General features: G+C 45.1%; 13 protein-coding genes. 5 read left to right on the top strand and 8 right to left on the bottom strand.

Annotated elements, in window-relative coordinates; genetic code table 11:
* Positions 1-167 precede the first annotated feature (167 nt).
* Positions 168-1631, bottom strand: a complete 1464-nt coding sequence (locus OCU77_RS22245) for a pyridoxal phosphate-dependent decarboxylase family protein (RefSeq protein WP_048897477.1) — start codon at positions 1629-1631, stop codon at positions 168-170.
* Positions 1632-1744: 113 nt separating this feature from the next.
* Between OCU77_RS22245 and OCU77_RS22240 the strand changes: the two genes are divergently transcribed.
* Entirely contained in the window at positions 1745-2755 is a 1011-nt protein-coding gene (locus OCU77_RS22240) for a helix-turn-helix domain-containing protein (RefSeq protein ID WP_239685827.1), read from the top strand.
* Between the two features lie 97 nt (positions 2756-2852).
* Complete coding sequence (locus OCU77_RS22235) at positions 2853-4112, top strand: metal-dependent hydrolase family protein (protein ID WP_048897478.1); 1260 nt, start codon at positions 2853-2855, stop codon at positions 4110-4112.
* Between the two features lie 72 nt (positions 4113-4184).
* Here OCU77_RS22235 and OCU77_RS22230 read toward each other — a convergent pair whose 3' ends face one another.
* From OCU77_RS22230 to OCU77_RS22200, 7 genes are all read right to left on the bottom strand, one after another.
* A complete protein-coding gene (locus OCU77_RS22230) occupies positions 4185-4649 on the bottom strand; it encodes a GNAT family N-acetyltransferase (protein WP_048897479.1) in 465 nt (154 codons plus the stop codon).
* Between the two features lie 231 nt (positions 4650-4880).
* Positions 4881-6878 carry a Fe(3+)-hydroxamate ABC transporter permease FhuB gene (gene fhuB, locus OCU77_RS22225; protein ID WP_048897480.1) on the bottom strand — a complete coding sequence of 666 codons (1998 nt, stop codon included), beginning with the start codon at positions 6876-6878 and terminating at the stop codon, positions 4881-4883.
* Positions 6875-7825 (bottom strand): ABC transporter substrate-binding protein, encoded by a 951-nt coding sequence (locus OCU77_RS22220; RefSeq protein ID WP_204375135.1) that lies wholly within the window; start codon positions 7823-7825, stop codon positions 6875-6877. The genes fhuB and OCU77_RS22220 overlap by 4 nt, the downstream gene beginning before the upstream one ends.
* Before the next feature lie 23 nt (positions 7826-7848).
* A complete protein-coding gene (locus OCU77_RS22215) occupies positions 7849-8616 on the bottom strand; it encodes an ABC transporter ATP-binding protein (RefSeq protein WP_048897655.1) in 768 nt (255 codons plus the stop codon).
* A gap of 40 nt (positions 8617-8656) precedes the next feature.
* Entirely contained in the window at positions 8657-9361 is a 705-nt protein-coding gene (locus tag OCU77_RS22210; protein ID WP_048897481.1) for a siderophore ferric iron reductase, read from the bottom strand.
* Positions 9362-9413: 52 nt separating this feature from the next.
* Entirely contained in the window at positions 9414-11546 is a 2133-nt protein-coding gene (locus tag OCU77_RS22205) for a TonB-dependent siderophore receptor (protein WP_048897482.1), read from the bottom strand.
* 136 nt (positions 11547-11682) lie between these two features.
* Entirely contained in the window at positions 11683-12609 is a 927-nt protein-coding gene (locus OCU77_RS22200; RefSeq protein WP_048897483.1) for a helix-turn-helix domain-containing protein, read from the bottom strand.
* Between the two features lie 211 nt (positions 12610-12820).
* Between OCU77_RS22200 and OCU77_RS22195 the strand changes: the two genes are divergently transcribed.
* From OCU77_RS22195 to OCU77_RS22185, 3 genes are all read left to right on the top strand, one after another.
* A complete protein-coding gene (locus OCU77_RS22195) occupies positions 12821-12958 on the top strand; it encodes a hypothetical protein (protein ID WP_160314694.1) in 138 nt (45 codons plus the stop codon).
* Between the two features lie 113 nt (positions 12959-13071).
* Positions 13072-14868 (top strand): ABC transporter ATP-binding protein, encoded by a 1797-nt coding sequence (locus OCU77_RS22190; protein ID WP_048897484.1) that lies wholly within the window; start codon positions 13072-13074, stop codon positions 14866-14868.
* Positions 14862-16652 carry an ABC transporter ATP-binding protein gene (locus OCU77_RS22185; protein ID WP_107302583.1) on the top strand — a complete coding sequence of 597 codons (1791 nt, stop codon included), beginning with the start codon at positions 14862-14864 and terminating at the stop codon, positions 16650-16652. Before OCU77_RS22190 ends, OCU77_RS22185 begins: the two co-directional genes overlap by 7 nt.
* The last annotated feature ends 53 nt before the right edge of the window (positions 16653-16705 follow it).

The following is a 16705-nucleotide window of genomic DNA, read 5'->3' as shown; positions in this document are numbered from 1 at the left end:
TTGCTGGGGTACCTTGCTCATTTTTAACTGTGGGTGATAGACGGTGAGATAACAGAATGTCGTGTGTTTTATTATATATTTAGTGAAATGAAGTGTTAGCTTATATATAGAAAAGAACGCGTTAACGTTAAGTTTTACGCGCTCTTTTCTTATGGGGTGACTAGTGATTATTTAATACATTCAACCTGATCTTTTTCATTTTCCATTAAGGCTAATTCGTAGTGGTACGCCTCAATGATCTTCTGGGTTGATGTGATGACATCTTCTTCATTGGTATGGCAACTCAGAATGGAAATGAGCATGGTTTTTAGCCCTTTATAACCTGAAGTTGACGGGTATAAATAGCCTTCACTTTGTAGTCGGTGAACAACACGTGCGGTCAGTTCATTACGGTAACTTTCGTCGCCACAACCAAATTGTGCTGAAAAGCGATTTGAAACCACCTCGTTAAGAATAGTGACTCCTTCTACAGCTGCCAGCTTTTCAGCCATGAGTTTTGCTAGGGCAGAGCAATTATCAAGGTGAGCAACGATGCCAGCTTTACCTAGCGATTTAAATGCAGCGTACACGGGAACACCACGTGCGCGGCGTGATGCCGAAATACCAAAGTTGATGGCATTGCGATCGGGTTTGTCCATCGCATCATTCAGGTAATCACCCATATTATTTCCGCCCATCGCGGTAGTGATGGTGTTTGGATCTTTAACAATCACCATGCCGCAGTCGTAAGGCATGTTGAACCATTTATGGCCATCGGTATCAATAGAATCGACACGCTCGATGCCTTTAAGCAGGTGTTTTTGTTTATCACTTGCCGCCGCCCATAAGCCGATAGCACCATCAACGTGAAGCCATGCATTACTATGTGCTTCTACGCAATCGGCAATCTGATCAAAGGGGTCAAATGCACCTGAGTCAATACAGCCTGCTTGTGCACATACCAAGGTTGGTCCTTCAATTTGCTTCATCACTTGTTCTAGTGCTTCGGGGATCAACCTTAGGTTGTCATCTGTTGGTACTTTAACGATGTCCTCTAAACCTATCCCTATCATGGATAAGGCGCGCTTAATTGTAGAGTGAATCTGATCACTAATAACCACTTGAATACGGGGGGCGCCATACATGCCACGTGCTGCAACATCCCAGCCTTCACGTTGTAATAAGGTATTTCTTGCTGTGATCAGCGAGGTGTAGATTGCTTCTTGTGCGCCAGAAGTAAAGCCGACAGCCGAGCCTTTTGTTAAGCCAAGCAGTTCAACCATCCATTCTGCAGCGGTTTCTTCAACTACAGCCATGGCAGGGCTGGAGACAAAATATGGCACGTTTTGATCCCAAGCACTCACCATCCAATCAGCGGCTAACGAGGCAGGGAAAGCACCGCCTATCGCATACCCAAAGAAACGAGGGCCACCCGATGCAATTAATCCAGCATCAACATTTTTAACCATTTCATCGATAACAGCGGCTGGGTCGCTGGGATGAAGAGGTAAGGGACCGGCAAGCGTTTGACGTAGCTCTTGAGATGTCGGTGCATGATCAATCTTACGATCAGGCAGTGACTCAATGTACGAAACGGCATGCTTAAACGACTGCTGTAGCGGTGATTTATACTGGTTGAATTGGTGCGACATAATGATATACCTCGATGACTAAGTGTTATGCCATATTACCCGTCGAGGTTGGAAATTCTTGCCATTTGGTGACAATGCTGTTTTTATCTTATGAGGCAGATATAGAGGTTGATATGACAGTGGATAACCGTGAGATAGCCTTGGTGCATCGTAAGGACGTAGCTTTTTTTTCAGAGCTATTTAAAACCTTAGATCATGATATGTATGCATTGTTTCGTGAATCCAGAATTCCTAATGACCTGCATGATACAGAAAAAAAATATGACTATTTACCTGAAAAAGCACTAAAAAATCTGATTCAAATTTTAGGTAGCCAGACAACCCCCGATCAGTTTGGCTTATTAGTGTGGAGTGTTTGCCATGATGTGTATATTCCACGTTTGATTCAAAATTTGACCCAAACAACCAATTTAAAATCTGCGTTGGATGAATGCTGTGAGCTACTACAGCAAACATCGACGGGGAGTCAGGTGAAAACGGAGCTAAGGCGTGGTAAGTGGTGGATCGTAAGAGAAAAGCCATTTAGCGACGATTTGTGGTTTCAATATGCTGAGATGTTCTCGGTCATTTTTATCCATGAGTTATTAACTGTTTTAACGGCTGGTAAATGGCAAGCCACAGAGGTTGCCTTGCAATCTTATAATGCCGAACTCTTTCAAGCCTTCTCACCATTGAAAAATAAACAGCTGTATACCGCCAGAGCAGTGATGGCAGTCGCAATCCCTGATGCGTTGATGCTTGGTCCACTGTCCCTTCCTCGCCACATCTCGCCAACGCGTCGTCATTTACCCGATGCGACGGAAGATACTTTTTTGTCGGTGTTTAAAGTCGCGATCAAGCCTTACTTATCGATGGGGAAATTATCGATTAAGTGGGCTGCTGATATCTTAGGGTTGAATGTTCGTACACTGCAACGGCGATTAGAGAAAGAAGGCGCGGTCTATAGCGATATTATTGAGGAAATGGTGTTTGAGCAGATCATTGAGTTAATTTGCCATTCCGATCTTTCGCTTACTGAGATTGCGGGCAAGATGGGGTATTCAGATTCCGCACATTTCACACGAGCATTCAAGCGCCAAATGAAGATGACCCCTTCTCAATACAGGAAAGTGAATAAAAGATAGTCATAGCTGTCATCAAATGGCAATTTTAAAGCAAGCTTATTTCTTATGATACGACCATACCAACGAGTCATATCACGAAAATAGAGAGAGTCTTGCCATGAAAATTGCCATTATTAACGCCAATGTATTTAACGGTATTGATGAACAACTACAGCGCAATACGAGTCTACTTATTGAAGACAATGTGATTACGCAAATCGGCAATGTTAATCCAGTAAACGCTGATAAAATTATTAATGCTCATGGTCAAACTGTCATGCCTGGTTTGATGGATGCACATGTTCATATCACCATGTCTGCTCCCTTCCATGAGCTAGATAAAATGACCCGTGAAGAGATTGCCATTCGTTCCGCCAAAATTGCAGAAGGCATGCTGATGCGTGGTTTTACGACGGTGCGTGATGTGGCGGGTAATACACTTGGCTTAAAGAACAGCATTGATCAAGGTTATGCAACGGGGCCTCGTATATTGCCTTCACAAGCTGCTATTTCACAAACCTGTGGCCACTCAGATTATCGTCAAAGTCAGGCTCAGCAGCGTATTGGTGCACACGAAGACTCTCCGTTGATGAAAACCGGTGCGTTTACCGTTGCAGATGGGCGTTCAGGTGTACTGAAAGCAGTACGTGAACAGCTATTTATGGGCGCATCGCAAATTAAAATCATGGCTGGTGGCGGTGCATCCTCTACCTTTGACCCGCTCGATACTTTGCAATACACCTTGGATGAAATGAAAGCGGCAGTCGAAGCTGCTGCTGATTACGGTACTTATGTCGCAGCACATATTCATACAGCTGATGCGATGCGTCGTGCCGCAGAAGCGGGGGTTATGTCGTTTGAGCACGCAACCATCATGGATGACGATATTGCGAAAATCATTAAAGATAAAGGCATCTATGTGATCCCTTCGTATTTCACATCCTCATTGATTGCGGAAAGAAAGATCCCATTGGGTGATGAAGTGCTGTATCAAAAGACTGAGCGTGTTGGGAAAGCGATGTTCAAGTCGGCAGAGCTCATTAAAAAGTATGATATTCAAAATGTGTGTTTTGGTACTGACTGTGTCGGTACGCTAGATGTCCATAAAACACAATCGAATGAGCTACAAGCCATCGAAAAAGTCTTTGATTCGATAACAGCACTGCGGATGGTGACGTCAAACTGTGGCCGCCTATTTGAAATGTCGACCTATCAGCATCCGTATCAGCAAGGTAAGCTGGGTGTAATTGCTGAGGGCGCCTATGCCGACTTGTTGATTATTGATGGCAATCCGTTAGAAGGTGTTGAGTGCGTAACAAACAGTGAAAAGCAAAAACTGATCATGAAAGATGGTGTGGTGTATAAAAACACGCTGTAACTAACGCATAGCTAGCATAATACAGTAGACGGGTTTGCATGTTAGTGCAGACCCGTTTCACTATATAGAGCGTTAACGCGAGAGGTATTTCAGCTCAATCTCATCATCAAGTCGTCTGCCCGTAGGTTCAAATCCGTGCTTTAAATATAAAGGGAGCGCGTTGCCTTTTTCTTGATCCATTGTGGTTAAACTCACGCCTTTGAGCCCCACTAATTTTGCGTAATCTTTGACAAATGAAAGGGTACGTTTACTTAACCCTTTTCCTTGATGCTTGTTATCGATCATGAAACGCCAAACATATAAACAATCAGGCTGAAAGTGATCATCAGGTTGAACAACGCGTGGATCGATCAGTGAAATGAGACCCGCGGGTTGATCATCATAGTAGATCCCATAGTCAACACTGCCACAATTGCTGGCCGCTTGAAGTAGCCACCTTGTGTTATCTGAAATGAGGTGATCTTGTTCTTCTCCCACGCTCAGACCAATGATCTCCTCAGTATTAAACTGACTGACTTTGCGAAAGCTTACATCCATGTATTAGACCCTGTTATCTGTTGTTATGTTTAATTTTTCACTGACGACTTAAAAAGTCAATTATGCAGAGGTATAGATTTAGACTTGTGTGCCGTTTAACGAGCCTTAGTTATTCGTAAGAGTTGGGTTAAATCGAATATTTACTTTCTTTCAATAATATAAGAGGCAATGGTGAATTGCCTCTTAGTGACTGTTGCTAGCGTCATGTTATATGTGTCGAAGCGAGTTGGCTTAATTCATGCGGCCACGGATTAACAATAAAATAAAGTAAATACCGCCAATGACAGAGACTAAAGTGCCTGCTGCAATTTGGCTTGGATAAACGATATTTTGACCTAACCAATCCGCGAAGATCATTAAGTTTGCGCCAATTAAAGCGGCAGTCGCTAGCTGTATTTTTACCGTTTTAGCACCCATCATGACAGCGATGTGCGGTGCTAATAATCCAATAAAAGCAACGGGTCCCATTGTTGTTGTGACCATAGCGCACAATAGCGCGACACAAGCCAGTAGCAAGGCAAAACTTGGTGAGACATTTAAGCCTCGTGCTTTGGCAAAAGCTTGGCCGGCAGAGATTAAAGTCAGCCAGCGGGAGGTTGCGAAAATGATACCTATGACAATGCTAACACCTATAAATAAGGTTATCGCACCGGTAGGCGTTGCTCGATAAGTTGAGCCTGCTAACCAGCCAAGAATCGTGTAAATATCATCTGTGCCACGTGATAGTGCAAACTGTACTAAGGCTTCGATGAACGCTGTAAGTGCTATCCCCGTTAAAATTAACATTGATGGCGCAAACTGATGACGGCGACCCAGCAATAAAATAATAGCCAGAACAAGCATCGCGCCAAGGAAAGCGATGCCGTTACCTGCGTCAAAAATGGTTGTGCCAAATGCTAAGCTTGAGCCAACTAACATGAAGGTACTGCCTGCAGATATCCCGAGAATATCAGGGCTCGCAAGTGGGTTATAGATTAATCGCTGTAGTACAGTCCCTGAAACGGCAAGGCCAGCACCCGCCGACAGTGCTGTAAGTAATCGTGGCCAGCGAACATCCCAGCTGAACGCCGTTGGTAAGCTTGCCTGCCAGTTGCTATCGGTTTGGGTGAGCAAAAGTGTAAGTGCACTCAAGGCTGCTATCAAAAAAACAAGGCTTGGCATTGTCCACCTTGTCAGCTTATCTCGGCTGGGTGGCAGTTGGATTGCGAGTTGGTCTTGTGCTTGTAGTTTTCTACGGGTGAACCATATGAGAGCGGGGGCTCCAATTGCGGCGGCGGCAGTACCACTTGGAATCATATCTGCTGAAAGCTGACTTAGCCCTATAGCTAGGCTATCGGTTAGTATTAGCATTAAAGCACCGAGCAACATGCTGAAATACAACTCATCTTTGGGCGTACGAGCGCCAAGGGTACGAGCGATATTCGGTGCAAGGAGGCCAATAAAACTAATGACACCAACAGCAGTAATGGATGATGCAATTAGCCATAAGCCACCCATTATCAGCAGTAAAAAGAAAGGAATAACATTTAGCCCGCGTGCTGCGGCTCCTTGGTGGCCAAGGCGCAGTAACGCAAGTACACGTGGTGCAATAGCGAGCACTAGAATGCTGACTGTTAGCCGAGGAAGTAGCCATTGTACTTGTTCCCATCCATTTTGAGTTAAATCGCCAGCTCCCCATATAAACAAGTTTTTAGCGTATTGATCGTTCAGCAAGATAATCGCGGTCGCGACTGCGCCAAGCAGAATGTTGACTGCCATTCCAGATAAGACGATAGGTAAGCCACTTAGATTTCTGATACCAGCAATCAGAAGAACCAACCCCATAGTCAATGTTGCTCCTACCATCGCAGCCATCGCACTGTAGTCAGCAATGAGCTCAGGGAACCAAATATTCACAATGACTAAGGCTAACCAAGCCCCTGATGATGTTCCCAAAGTGAGTGGTGACATCATTGGGTTTTGGGTGAGTTGTTGCATTAAGCTGCCAACTAACCCTAACATTGCGCCGATCATTAGCGTAATAGCCAGCCGAGGCAGTTGCGCGTAACTGAATAGGTAGCCGGCAAAAGCGTCGGGTTGCTCTCCAAGCAGCAGGCTAGGGACTAACTCCCATTGTTGAGTGAGCGTTAGATCTGTGCCTAGCTGTAGGCTACAAAGCGCTGTAAAGATGAGTAGCAAAGTGGTGATAAAGTACTTGTGTAACGTATTCTTTTTACTTGTGGTACTCATGATGTTGGCGCTATCTCAATTAGGCTTTCGGTTAAGGCCTCTGCCATATATAGAATCGACAGGGCACCACCATAGCTCCAAGTTGCCGCTACACTGTTTACTCTATGCTGGCGAATAAATGGCATTGCTTGCCACATCACTGATTGTTTGAGTTGTGCTTCTTGTTCTAAAGGTAAAAAGTACAGCACAGTACCCGAGCCGATCGTGTGCAAGTCGCTAATGCGTTTTTGCGTGACTCCCCACTGTGTTGAGGCGAGTGGCATTGCAGGTTCAATGCCCAGTTTGGATAAGGCGAATTGCGAGATTGAGTTATCGCCATAAACAAAAGCGGCCGTTTTGCTGGCAAAACGGAGTGTTGTGACTTTTGGCACTTGGTTGTTATAAGCATGGTTTAGTGCTGCTTTTAACTCAGACAAACGGTTTTCCATACGTTGTAATTGCTGCTCAGCGTAGTCAGTTTTATTGACAAGCTGTGCCAGTAAGCGGTAGTTGTCGATTGCTGCTTGGGCGTTGCTATGGCTTGCGCTGTAGGTCTGATAGAACATGACTGGCGCGATACGTTCGAGTTGAGGTATTAGGTCTCGCTGTGGTGACGCGACAATGATCATGTCAGGCTTCAAGCGAGCAATTTTTTCATAGTTCGGCTCTACGCGAGTACCGATATCTTCAATGCTTGTAGGCAATTGTGGTTTAACAACCCATTGTTCATACCCCGCTTTATCAGGCATCGCAATAGGGGTCACCCCAAGCTCTATCAGCTGTTCGGTAATGTCCCAGTTAAGTGCCACAATACGAGAAGGATGAGCCGCGATCTGATGGGTGCCACGGCTATCTGTAACCGTAATTTTATTGTCGGCAATCGCTTGGGTTGGGACCAGACCAATAAGTACGCTCGCCATAAAAGCCACAAGGGCTGTCGATTTAAAATAATTAAAAGAGCGATTCATGTTTGGCCTCGATTGAGTTTGAATTAGCATACGATAGCCACCTTACTGGCTTGCTGCGGGTGATCGATAAGTTGTATTTGAGCACCGTAGAGTTGGCTAAGAGCAGGCTCGTTGTGTAGTACATCGGTTGGTCCAGTGAAAGCCACCTTACCTTGATGAAGGGCGATGATTTGGGTGGCATAGCGCAGAGCGAGGTTTAAATCATGCAATATCACGATTATGCCTTTACCTGTGGCTTGGTTTAGCTCACTTAATAGCGTCATTAATTGATATTGGTGTCCGACATCAAGTGCAGAGGTCGGTTCATCTAATATCAGTACGGGAGATTGCTGCGCCAGTAGCATAGATACCCAAGCTCGCTGACGTTCACCGCCTGAAAGTCTATCTGCAAGGTGATCAGCATATTTTGCAGTGTCGGTTTGTTGCATCGCATGTTCGATGATCTGTTGATCTTCATTTTTCCAGCGACCAAATGTACCGCGCCAAGGAAAACGTCCCAGTCGCACTAATTCTTGTACGGTTAACCCAGCAACATCGGGCAATTTTTGCGGTAAAAAAGCGATTTGCTGTGCTAGTTTTTTCGCAGATAAGGACGAAAGTGCCTCACCGTTCAAGGTTATCGAGCCTGTGTCGGGTGTTGTTTGCCCTGCAAGTAAGTTCACCATGGTTGATTTCCCAGAGCCGTTGTGGCCGAGGACAACCGTAAACGCTTGGCTGTCGATCTTTAATTCATCGATAGTGAGGATGTCTCGTCCACCACGGTTTACGCGAATATTGTTTAGTTCAAACATAATGTTTTTGATGTCATGCTCAGGAAGAAATGGATTGTTGTTATTGCCTTGGGCAGTTATCACATAGAGTGCCGTCATGTCGTCGGTAGTGCATACAGCAACTGATACGGTGAAGCTCCCAATAACCTGTTTGCGAGTTGTGTTTCAGTGCTTGTAAATGGCTCTTCGGTAATCCTAAGTGATCGAACCATAACTGCGCCTGTTCCTGAATGTCATTTGTGCTTGATTCATGCTCTGCTAACAGCGCTTGCCGCTGTACTAAAGCTTCTAATACGGCATCCGCAATCAAAGGACGTGTCAGACCGGGGCGCATACGTTGGAACTGATTAAATTGCGATTGTAGGCCATCTAAAATGATTGCAAGTTCGGTGCATGCGTATTTGATGAGGGCTGAGCGCTCGCCCGTGAACCAGTTATCACCACAGAGATGAAATCCGGCAACGACTCCCTCTTTGTAATCTAAAGCCATTTTGCTCATTGGCGGCACGCTATTTAATGCATAGACGCTAATGAAGGCAATATACAGTGGTTGCCAAGCAAGCATGGTCCAACTGCGCGTAAGCCAGTAAGGCATTCCAGCCTCTGGGTGGGCTTTTTTCCAGTGAAGATATAACGCATTCAGCAGCTCAGGATCACCGTGAGCTGCTGATATATGTTGATGATCGGCTGCACCAATTTTGCCTTTAAGGTACGGCGTTAATTGTTCAGCATAATGGAATAGTTGCTGGTACTTAGCGGTTGTCATAATGCCTCTGTAAACAACGCGGGCAGTAATGACAGCCCGCGTGTTTGGCCTATTAGAAGTTGTACTTCACAGTGGCTTCAACGGTACGCTCTGCACCAACCCAGCAGTTCATTGAGTTGTAGCATGAATAGTACTCTTTGTTGAATAGGTTCTTAGCGGTCAAGCTTGCACGTGCGCCTGTAAGGCTTGGAGCTAGCTCACCCAGATCATATTGCATACCTAAATCAACCACAGTGTAGCCTGGCACCATGTTAGTGTTGGCGGCATCAACATGTGTTTCACCCACGTATCGCACACCCGTTCCAGCAGTCGTACCCGCTAGTATACCGTTGTACACACTGTAGGTTGCCCAAGCAGAAGCAGAGTGTTTTGGCGTACGGATAGGCGTCTTACCTTCTAGCCCCGTATTGTCCTTGGTGATCTTCATGTCTAAGTAGGTGTAGTTCACTAGTAGGTTTACATTGTCAGTCGCATCGATTTGACCTTCAAATTCAATACCTTTTGAGGTGATTTCACCGGTTTGTACTTGGAATGTATCGCCAGGTTTGTTGTTAGGATCGGCGGTTAATGCATTTTCTTTCACGATTTGGAAGGCAGAAACAGTAGCGGTTTTGCTCATGTCGTTAGACATGTATTTCACACCAGCCTCAATTTGCTTGCCTTCAGATGGTTTGAAGTCGTTACCGCTGCGATCTTTACCTGCTACGGGTTCGAAGCTTGTCGCGTAGTTGATGAATGGAGACAGACCATTAGCGAATTCATACAGCGCACCAATACGGTAAGAGAAATTGTTTTGGTTAATGTCTGAGTTGTTTGATTTGTAGTTATCGAAACGACCACCCGCCATTAGCACTAACTGGTCAAGACGTACTTGATCTTGGATATAAACACCGGTTTGCTCAGAATCAACTTCGTAGCGAGTGTCTGACGCAGGCGTTAGCTTGTCTGGGTTTATTTGATTGTTGTTTGGATTGTTGGCATCAATAGAGGCAACACTTCCGTAGTTGATGTAACGTGAGTCACCTTTTAGCGTTTGATAATCGGCACCAAACAACAGGTTATGCTCAAGATCAGCAAGGGTAATCACCCCTGATAACTGGTTATCAATGATGAAGCCTTGCGAAGATTCATCTGTGCTGTAGGCGTAACGACTGATGTTGCTTGGATCTAGCTTGTTAGGATCATTTTCTGCGTGTGCAATGTTTTTTTGCTTCAGGCTTGCATCCATAAAGCGTGCGTTTTGCAAGAAGGTCCAACGATCATTGATGTTGTGGTTGATCTTGTAGCCAGCCAATAAGAACTCACGGTCCATCTCATGCCAATTATGATCACCCAAGAAAGTGTTTTGATCTAGGTTGCCACCGTTTGGATTATCGTAAAGTGTCCCTACACCAGGAACGGCATAGTTAACGCCTGCAGAAGGATCACGCTGGTAGTATAAGTTCACGTTGATTAAGGTATCTTCAGAAACATTCCAATCTACCGATGGTGCAATTAGGTAACGGGTTTCTTTAATGCCGCTAATTTGACTATTACGCTCGCTTGCTTTGGCAATTAAACGGTAATTGAAATCACTTTCACCAATTTGACCTGTGGTATCGATGCTGGCTTCTTTTAGGTTATGTGAACCTGTTGAAACACTGACTTCGGTGTTTTGTTCTTGTTGTGGTGCTTTGGCAATAATGTTGACCATACCGCCAGGTGACATTGCACCATAAAGCACAGATGTTGGGCCTTTGAATACTTCGATTTGCTCGATAGCGACAGGATCAATTTGAGGTTGCAGGTTCCAGCCGGTTAGGTGTTGAAGCGCAAGACCATCGTAATAACTTTTTTCTACGTCGAAGCCACGAATGTTAAAGGTATCGTAAAGTTTGACCGAGCCACCACGCAGTTCTGTATTGACGCCTGATACATAACGAAGGGCTTCGTTAACGGATTTAACGTCACGGATCTCTAGGGTCGCGCTATCTAAAGTTGAGATCGCTTGTGGTGTTTCCTCTGGTAGCAAAGCGGTTTTGGTTGCTGTGTTACGATATGCCTGACCCAAAACTGTTACCGTATCAAGCGTGGTGACGCCTGAATCATAGGTGGCTTGGTTTTCTTCAGCATGTGCTAGATTGGGGAAGGCTAAAGCCGTTGTAATGGCCAGAGCCAAAACAGAATGAGAATGTTGCTGCTGCATGGATACCTCAAAAAGAAAGCAATTCTAAATAGTAATTGTTATCAGTTGCATTTTAATCAACTCAAACAGATAAGAATTAACAATTTGGGGCATGATGGTGATTAACTCATGGCTTGTGGTGGTTAATTACCATGAGTTAACGCGCTAATTCAATCGGTAACCAATATTCCATTTGTGCTTCAGCGCTGGTGTAGTCGAAAGCGACGGTATAGATTTCAATCTCGAAACCTTCAATTCCGCGGTATTTGGACTCAGGTAACCAAGCACCTAAGAACCATTCTAGGGTCTTATCCAGTTCATTGATCGGCCCGGTGTAAGGGATGACTGCGTACTCTTGCTCTGGCACAAACAGTATTTGTTCTTGAGGTAAGCGCTGTGCTTCATTTTTACTCACGGAATAACCAGCCCAGTAAGGCACTGGATTCGCTTCGTTAATGTCTCGGGTGTCGATCACACCGTAAGTTGCTATATCAAAAGGCGGGCGAAGACCTGTTTGATCAATAAATTGTTGCCAAATTTGCGGAACAGCTTGGGTGTAATTGGGGTCGTGAGAAAAAAGGCCGTTGATTTCGCCTTTAGTACCATATAGATAGAAGCCTTCTTTTCTTTCTACCCGAATTTGGAGTAGCCGCTTTTTGATTTCATGGGCTTGGTAAATCGGAAGGGTGGCTTTTAATGGCGTTTTTAAACCGATCCGTTGCCCGCGTTTGCGGTAATGACTTGGTGAACAACTAAAAAACTGTTTAAAAGCACGGGTAAAACTGACTTCAGAGTTAAAGCCTGAGTTTAGGGCGATATCGACAATACGTTCCGAGCTAGACAGCAATTGCTCCGCCGCAAGGCTAAGTTTTAATTCACGTACATAGTGAGCGACAGTTTGCTGCGTTTCGTGAAGAAACACACGTTGTAACTGCCAGCGAGACCAACAACTTTTCTCAGCCAATAATTCAACCGATAAGGGTTGATCGATATGGCTGTGAATATACTCCAGCACACGCTCAATTCGAGTGAGTTGGTTCGTTGAGGGAGGAGTTGATGCGCCTGAGTTATGTGTTTCTTTCATGTTTTATCAGTATTGCCATCGCTTAGAGTCTAATCAATATGATAGCACTGTCTGTACCTAACTATCAGTCGCGTGCCTATTGTCATTATTGATAGAAAAATTAAAATAGTAAATGATAATTATTATCATTGCTTGCGTCGGGGTTTAGTTCTACTATGTGAGCACTTTGTACGCACTAGTTCATATCTGCGGGTTGTCAAAGGATAACGGTATGAAAGCTCACTCTAACCAATGGAACGTTAACCAGCGCTTAAATGTGCTTTTTGCCCTTGATGTTTTTCCTGTAAATGCCGCTGGGCGTACATCTCACGCTTGCCTTATCGCGACTTGGCTGCTCACGCCTTCTTAAATTCTCTCCACAGTTCCTTCGCATTGTTTGGTTTTATGCCTTCTGTTTGGGCTCAACCTTGTGCGGTATTGCATGTTCTTAATGTGTTTTAAATTTTGATTTAGGGATGAAATATGAAGAACCAATCCTTCCTCTGGCTGATGGAATTGGTCGGCACACAGAGAAAACGTGTCATCACGTCAATGTGCTTGGCGGTTGTCTATTCCTTATTTGCCGTTGTGCCGTATTTGATTATCTACCATATGGTTGATGGTTTTGTGCAGGGCACAATCACAGATAGTAATGAAGTGTGGTTGTGGGTGTTAGCCGCGGGTGGCTCGCTCATCGCGAAACAAGCCTTTCAACTGGCCTCGGGCTTGCTATCTCATAAAGCGGCTTTCCAATTATTGTTTGAGGTGCGCCAAACCGTGGTTGAGCGGGTCGGGCATTTAACGCTAGGCGAAAGTAATAAAAAGGCATCAGCAAGCATGAAAAGGATCATCTCGGATGATATCGAGAAGATGGAAAACTTCATTGCTCACCATTTGCCTGATATGGCGGCGGCAATCGTAACGCCAATTATGGCAACTTGCGTGCTGTTCTATATTGATTGGCGGCTGGCTTTTTGGGTGCTATTACCTTTGCCGATTGCGATTTTCCTTCAGATGCAGATGTTTAAAGACTTCAATCACAGGGTCGAAAGCTATTACCGAGTGGTGAACAACCTTCACATCAGTATTGTCGATTATGTGAAGTCTATTTCGGTAGTGAAAGCCTTCAACATGAAAGTGGACTCGCATAAAAAATACCGAAATTCGGTTGATGAACATCACCAATTGATCACTGATTGGCTGTGGGACAGCAAAACAGCGGCTTCTTTGTTTAAGTTGTCATTAGAACTTGGTTTTATCTTCTTATTGCCGGTTAGTGTGTGGTTGTATTCGACGGGCGACTTAGCGCTACCTACCTTGTTTGTATTTATGCTGTTGGGGGTAGGCTTGATGGATCCGCTGAATAACTTGCTTCAATTTGGAGGCATGTTTAGTGAAATGCTCAAAGGGGTCGAGTCCATCAAGCAGTTCTGCACTCACCCTCCGCAAAACGAAGGCAGCAAAGAGCAGCCAATTTCCTCCACCGATATTGTGTTTGATAAGGTCGATTTTCGTCATTACCAAGCAGCGCAAAATACCTTAACCGATGTCAGCTTTGTTGCTGAGCAAGGTCAAGTGACCGCGATTGTTGGCCCTTCAGGGGCGGGTAAAACCACCATTGCACAATTGATCCCGCGTTATTTTGATCATCAAGCAGGCACCATCTCGATTGGTGGCGTCGCGATAGAGACAATGCCAATTGATCAATTGATGTCGTTGATCAGCTTTGTATTCCAAGATGTGTTTATTTTCGAGCAAACCATTGCCGATAACATTCGAATGGGTAATGAAGCGTTGACGGATCAAGACATTGAAAATGCTGCGAAGGCAGCTAGTGCCCATGAGTTTATTCAAGAGCTCCCTCAAGGCTATCAAACCAAAGTGAAGCAAGGCAGTTTGAGCGGTGGACAAGCGCAACGTATCGCCATAGCGCGCGCGATAGCGAAAGACTCACCCATCTTGATTTTGGATGAAGCTACAGCGTATGCCGATGCCCGTAACGAAGTCCGTATTCAGCAAGCAATTTCGCGCTTAATGAAAGGAAAAACCGTACTGGTGATAGCTCACCGCCTTAATACCTTAACGCAAGTCGATAAAATCGTGGTGATGAAAGATGGCTGTAAAGTAAGTGAAGGGACGCATTTACAGTTACTTACAGGGTGCGAGCTTTATCGCTCGATGTGGGAGGCTCACCAGCGTTCTAAATCATGGCATTTAGGAGGTCAGCAACCAGAGTTAGCAGAGACGGTGGCTACACGTGAAGGAGAGCAAACATGTTAGTTCTTAGACGGTTAAATAAACTGACAGGCAGCGCATTAAAAGGCTTTCGTAAAACCTTGCTGCTCACTGTGTTGGATGCGTTTTTAGCATCAGCACCGTTTGGTTTTTTGTATTACATCTTGCTCGATATGTTATCGGCAGCACCTAATGTGCAGTATCAATTTGGATTGGTGTTTGCGTGTGTGGTGATGATGGCAATACGGGCTTTACTGGCTCGTACCATTTATATGCAAATCAATCTGATTGGTTTTGGCGCAGGACGACAAATTCGTGAGCAACTGGGTAACCATTTACGTAAGCTGCCGATGGGCTTTTTCCAGCGCTCCGACTTTAGCAATGTGAATAACAGCTTGCTGAAAGACATAGATCAAATTGAGCGGATCTTCACTCACTTGTATGCCCCAATGATAGCGACCGTTGCCGTGTTACTGTTTTTTGCTATTGGCTTAACAGCAACCGACTGGCGGATGGGGTTAGCCATGTTATCGACTTTGCCGTTGGCGATGCTGGCTTACTGGTTAACCCGCAATTACGCCAGAAAGTGGCAAAGCTATATGCAAGGTTTGATGCATCAGCTTAACGATGCGGTAATGGAGTATGTGGATGGCATCAAAGAGCTGAAAGCGCACCGTATGGTGGGAGGGATGTTCGCTCGCTTAGACGAGGTGCTCCACAATACCCGTAACAATGCGCTAAAAGCTGAAGTGGCTGCGGTGTATCCGGTGTTTAGCTTTAACTTCTTAGTCGAACTTGGATTCATTATTTTGCTGGTGGCCGTGACATGGGGTTGGTTAGGTCAAACGTTGACTTTAGCCGAAGTCTTATTGTTCTTGATTGCCGCGACACGCTTTTTCAAACCATTGTTAAGTATGTCTATCTTCATGGCAGAGCTTAATTTCTTTGGTTTAGCTATTGGGCGATTAGAGAAAATCATGGCATTGCCTCAGCTTAAAAACGGAAATCAGACCCCGATTTTTGACCAACTGAACGTTGAGCTTAAGGATGTGACTTTCGCTTATCCCGGCGCTAAGCCATTGTTTAAAGATCTTAACCTCTCAATTAAACATGGCGCTGTGACTGCGTTAGTAGGGCCTTCAGGTTCAGGTAAATCAACCTTAGCAGCCTTAATTGCCCGCTTTTGGGAGTTAGATAAAGGTGACATCTGGGTTGGAGGCAATAAAGATAGCGCGCCACTAAGTGGGCTGCCGCTAAGCCAGCAACACATGGTGAGGCTGACCGACATGGATGAAGAGTATTGGTTGAAACATGTCAGTGTAGTGTTCCAATCAAGTTATCTTTTTAATGACACTATCGCCAATAACCTTCGCGTCGCCAAAGCCGATGCCAGTGATGAAGCACTATGGCAAGTGCTTGAAACTGCCAAATTAGCTGAGCGTGTGCGCATGATGCCTAATGGCTTAGCAACTGAGTTGGGGGCTGGTGGGGTGCATTTATCGGGTGGTGAGCAACAAAGGCTCGCGATTGCTCGAGCGATTTTAAAAGATGCGCCAATGGTGATTTTAGACGAAGCTACCGCCTCGTTGGATCCGGAAAATGAGTTTGATATCCAGCTTGCGATGCAGGCATTGGTCAAAGGCAAAACCGTCTTAGTGATTGCCCATAAGCTCGCAACGGTTCAGTATGCGGATCATATTGTGGTCTTAGACAGTGGCAAGGTTGTTGAACAAGGTAAGCACCAAGCATTACTCGATAACCACAGCTTGTACCATGAGCTATGGCACTTGCAACAACAAGCTCAGAGTTGGGTGTTGGCCGCTAACTAGAGTGTCTCATTTATATCTGTGATTGATGGAATGAAACCACCTGCTGATTCGGG

This window comes from Photobacterium swingsii, assembly GCF_024346715.1.
Lineage (GTDB): Bacteria > Pseudomonadota > Gammaproteobacteria > Enterobacterales > Vibrionaceae > Photobacterium > Photobacterium swingsii.
This window is presented reverse-complemented; position numbering and strand designations above follow the sequence as displayed.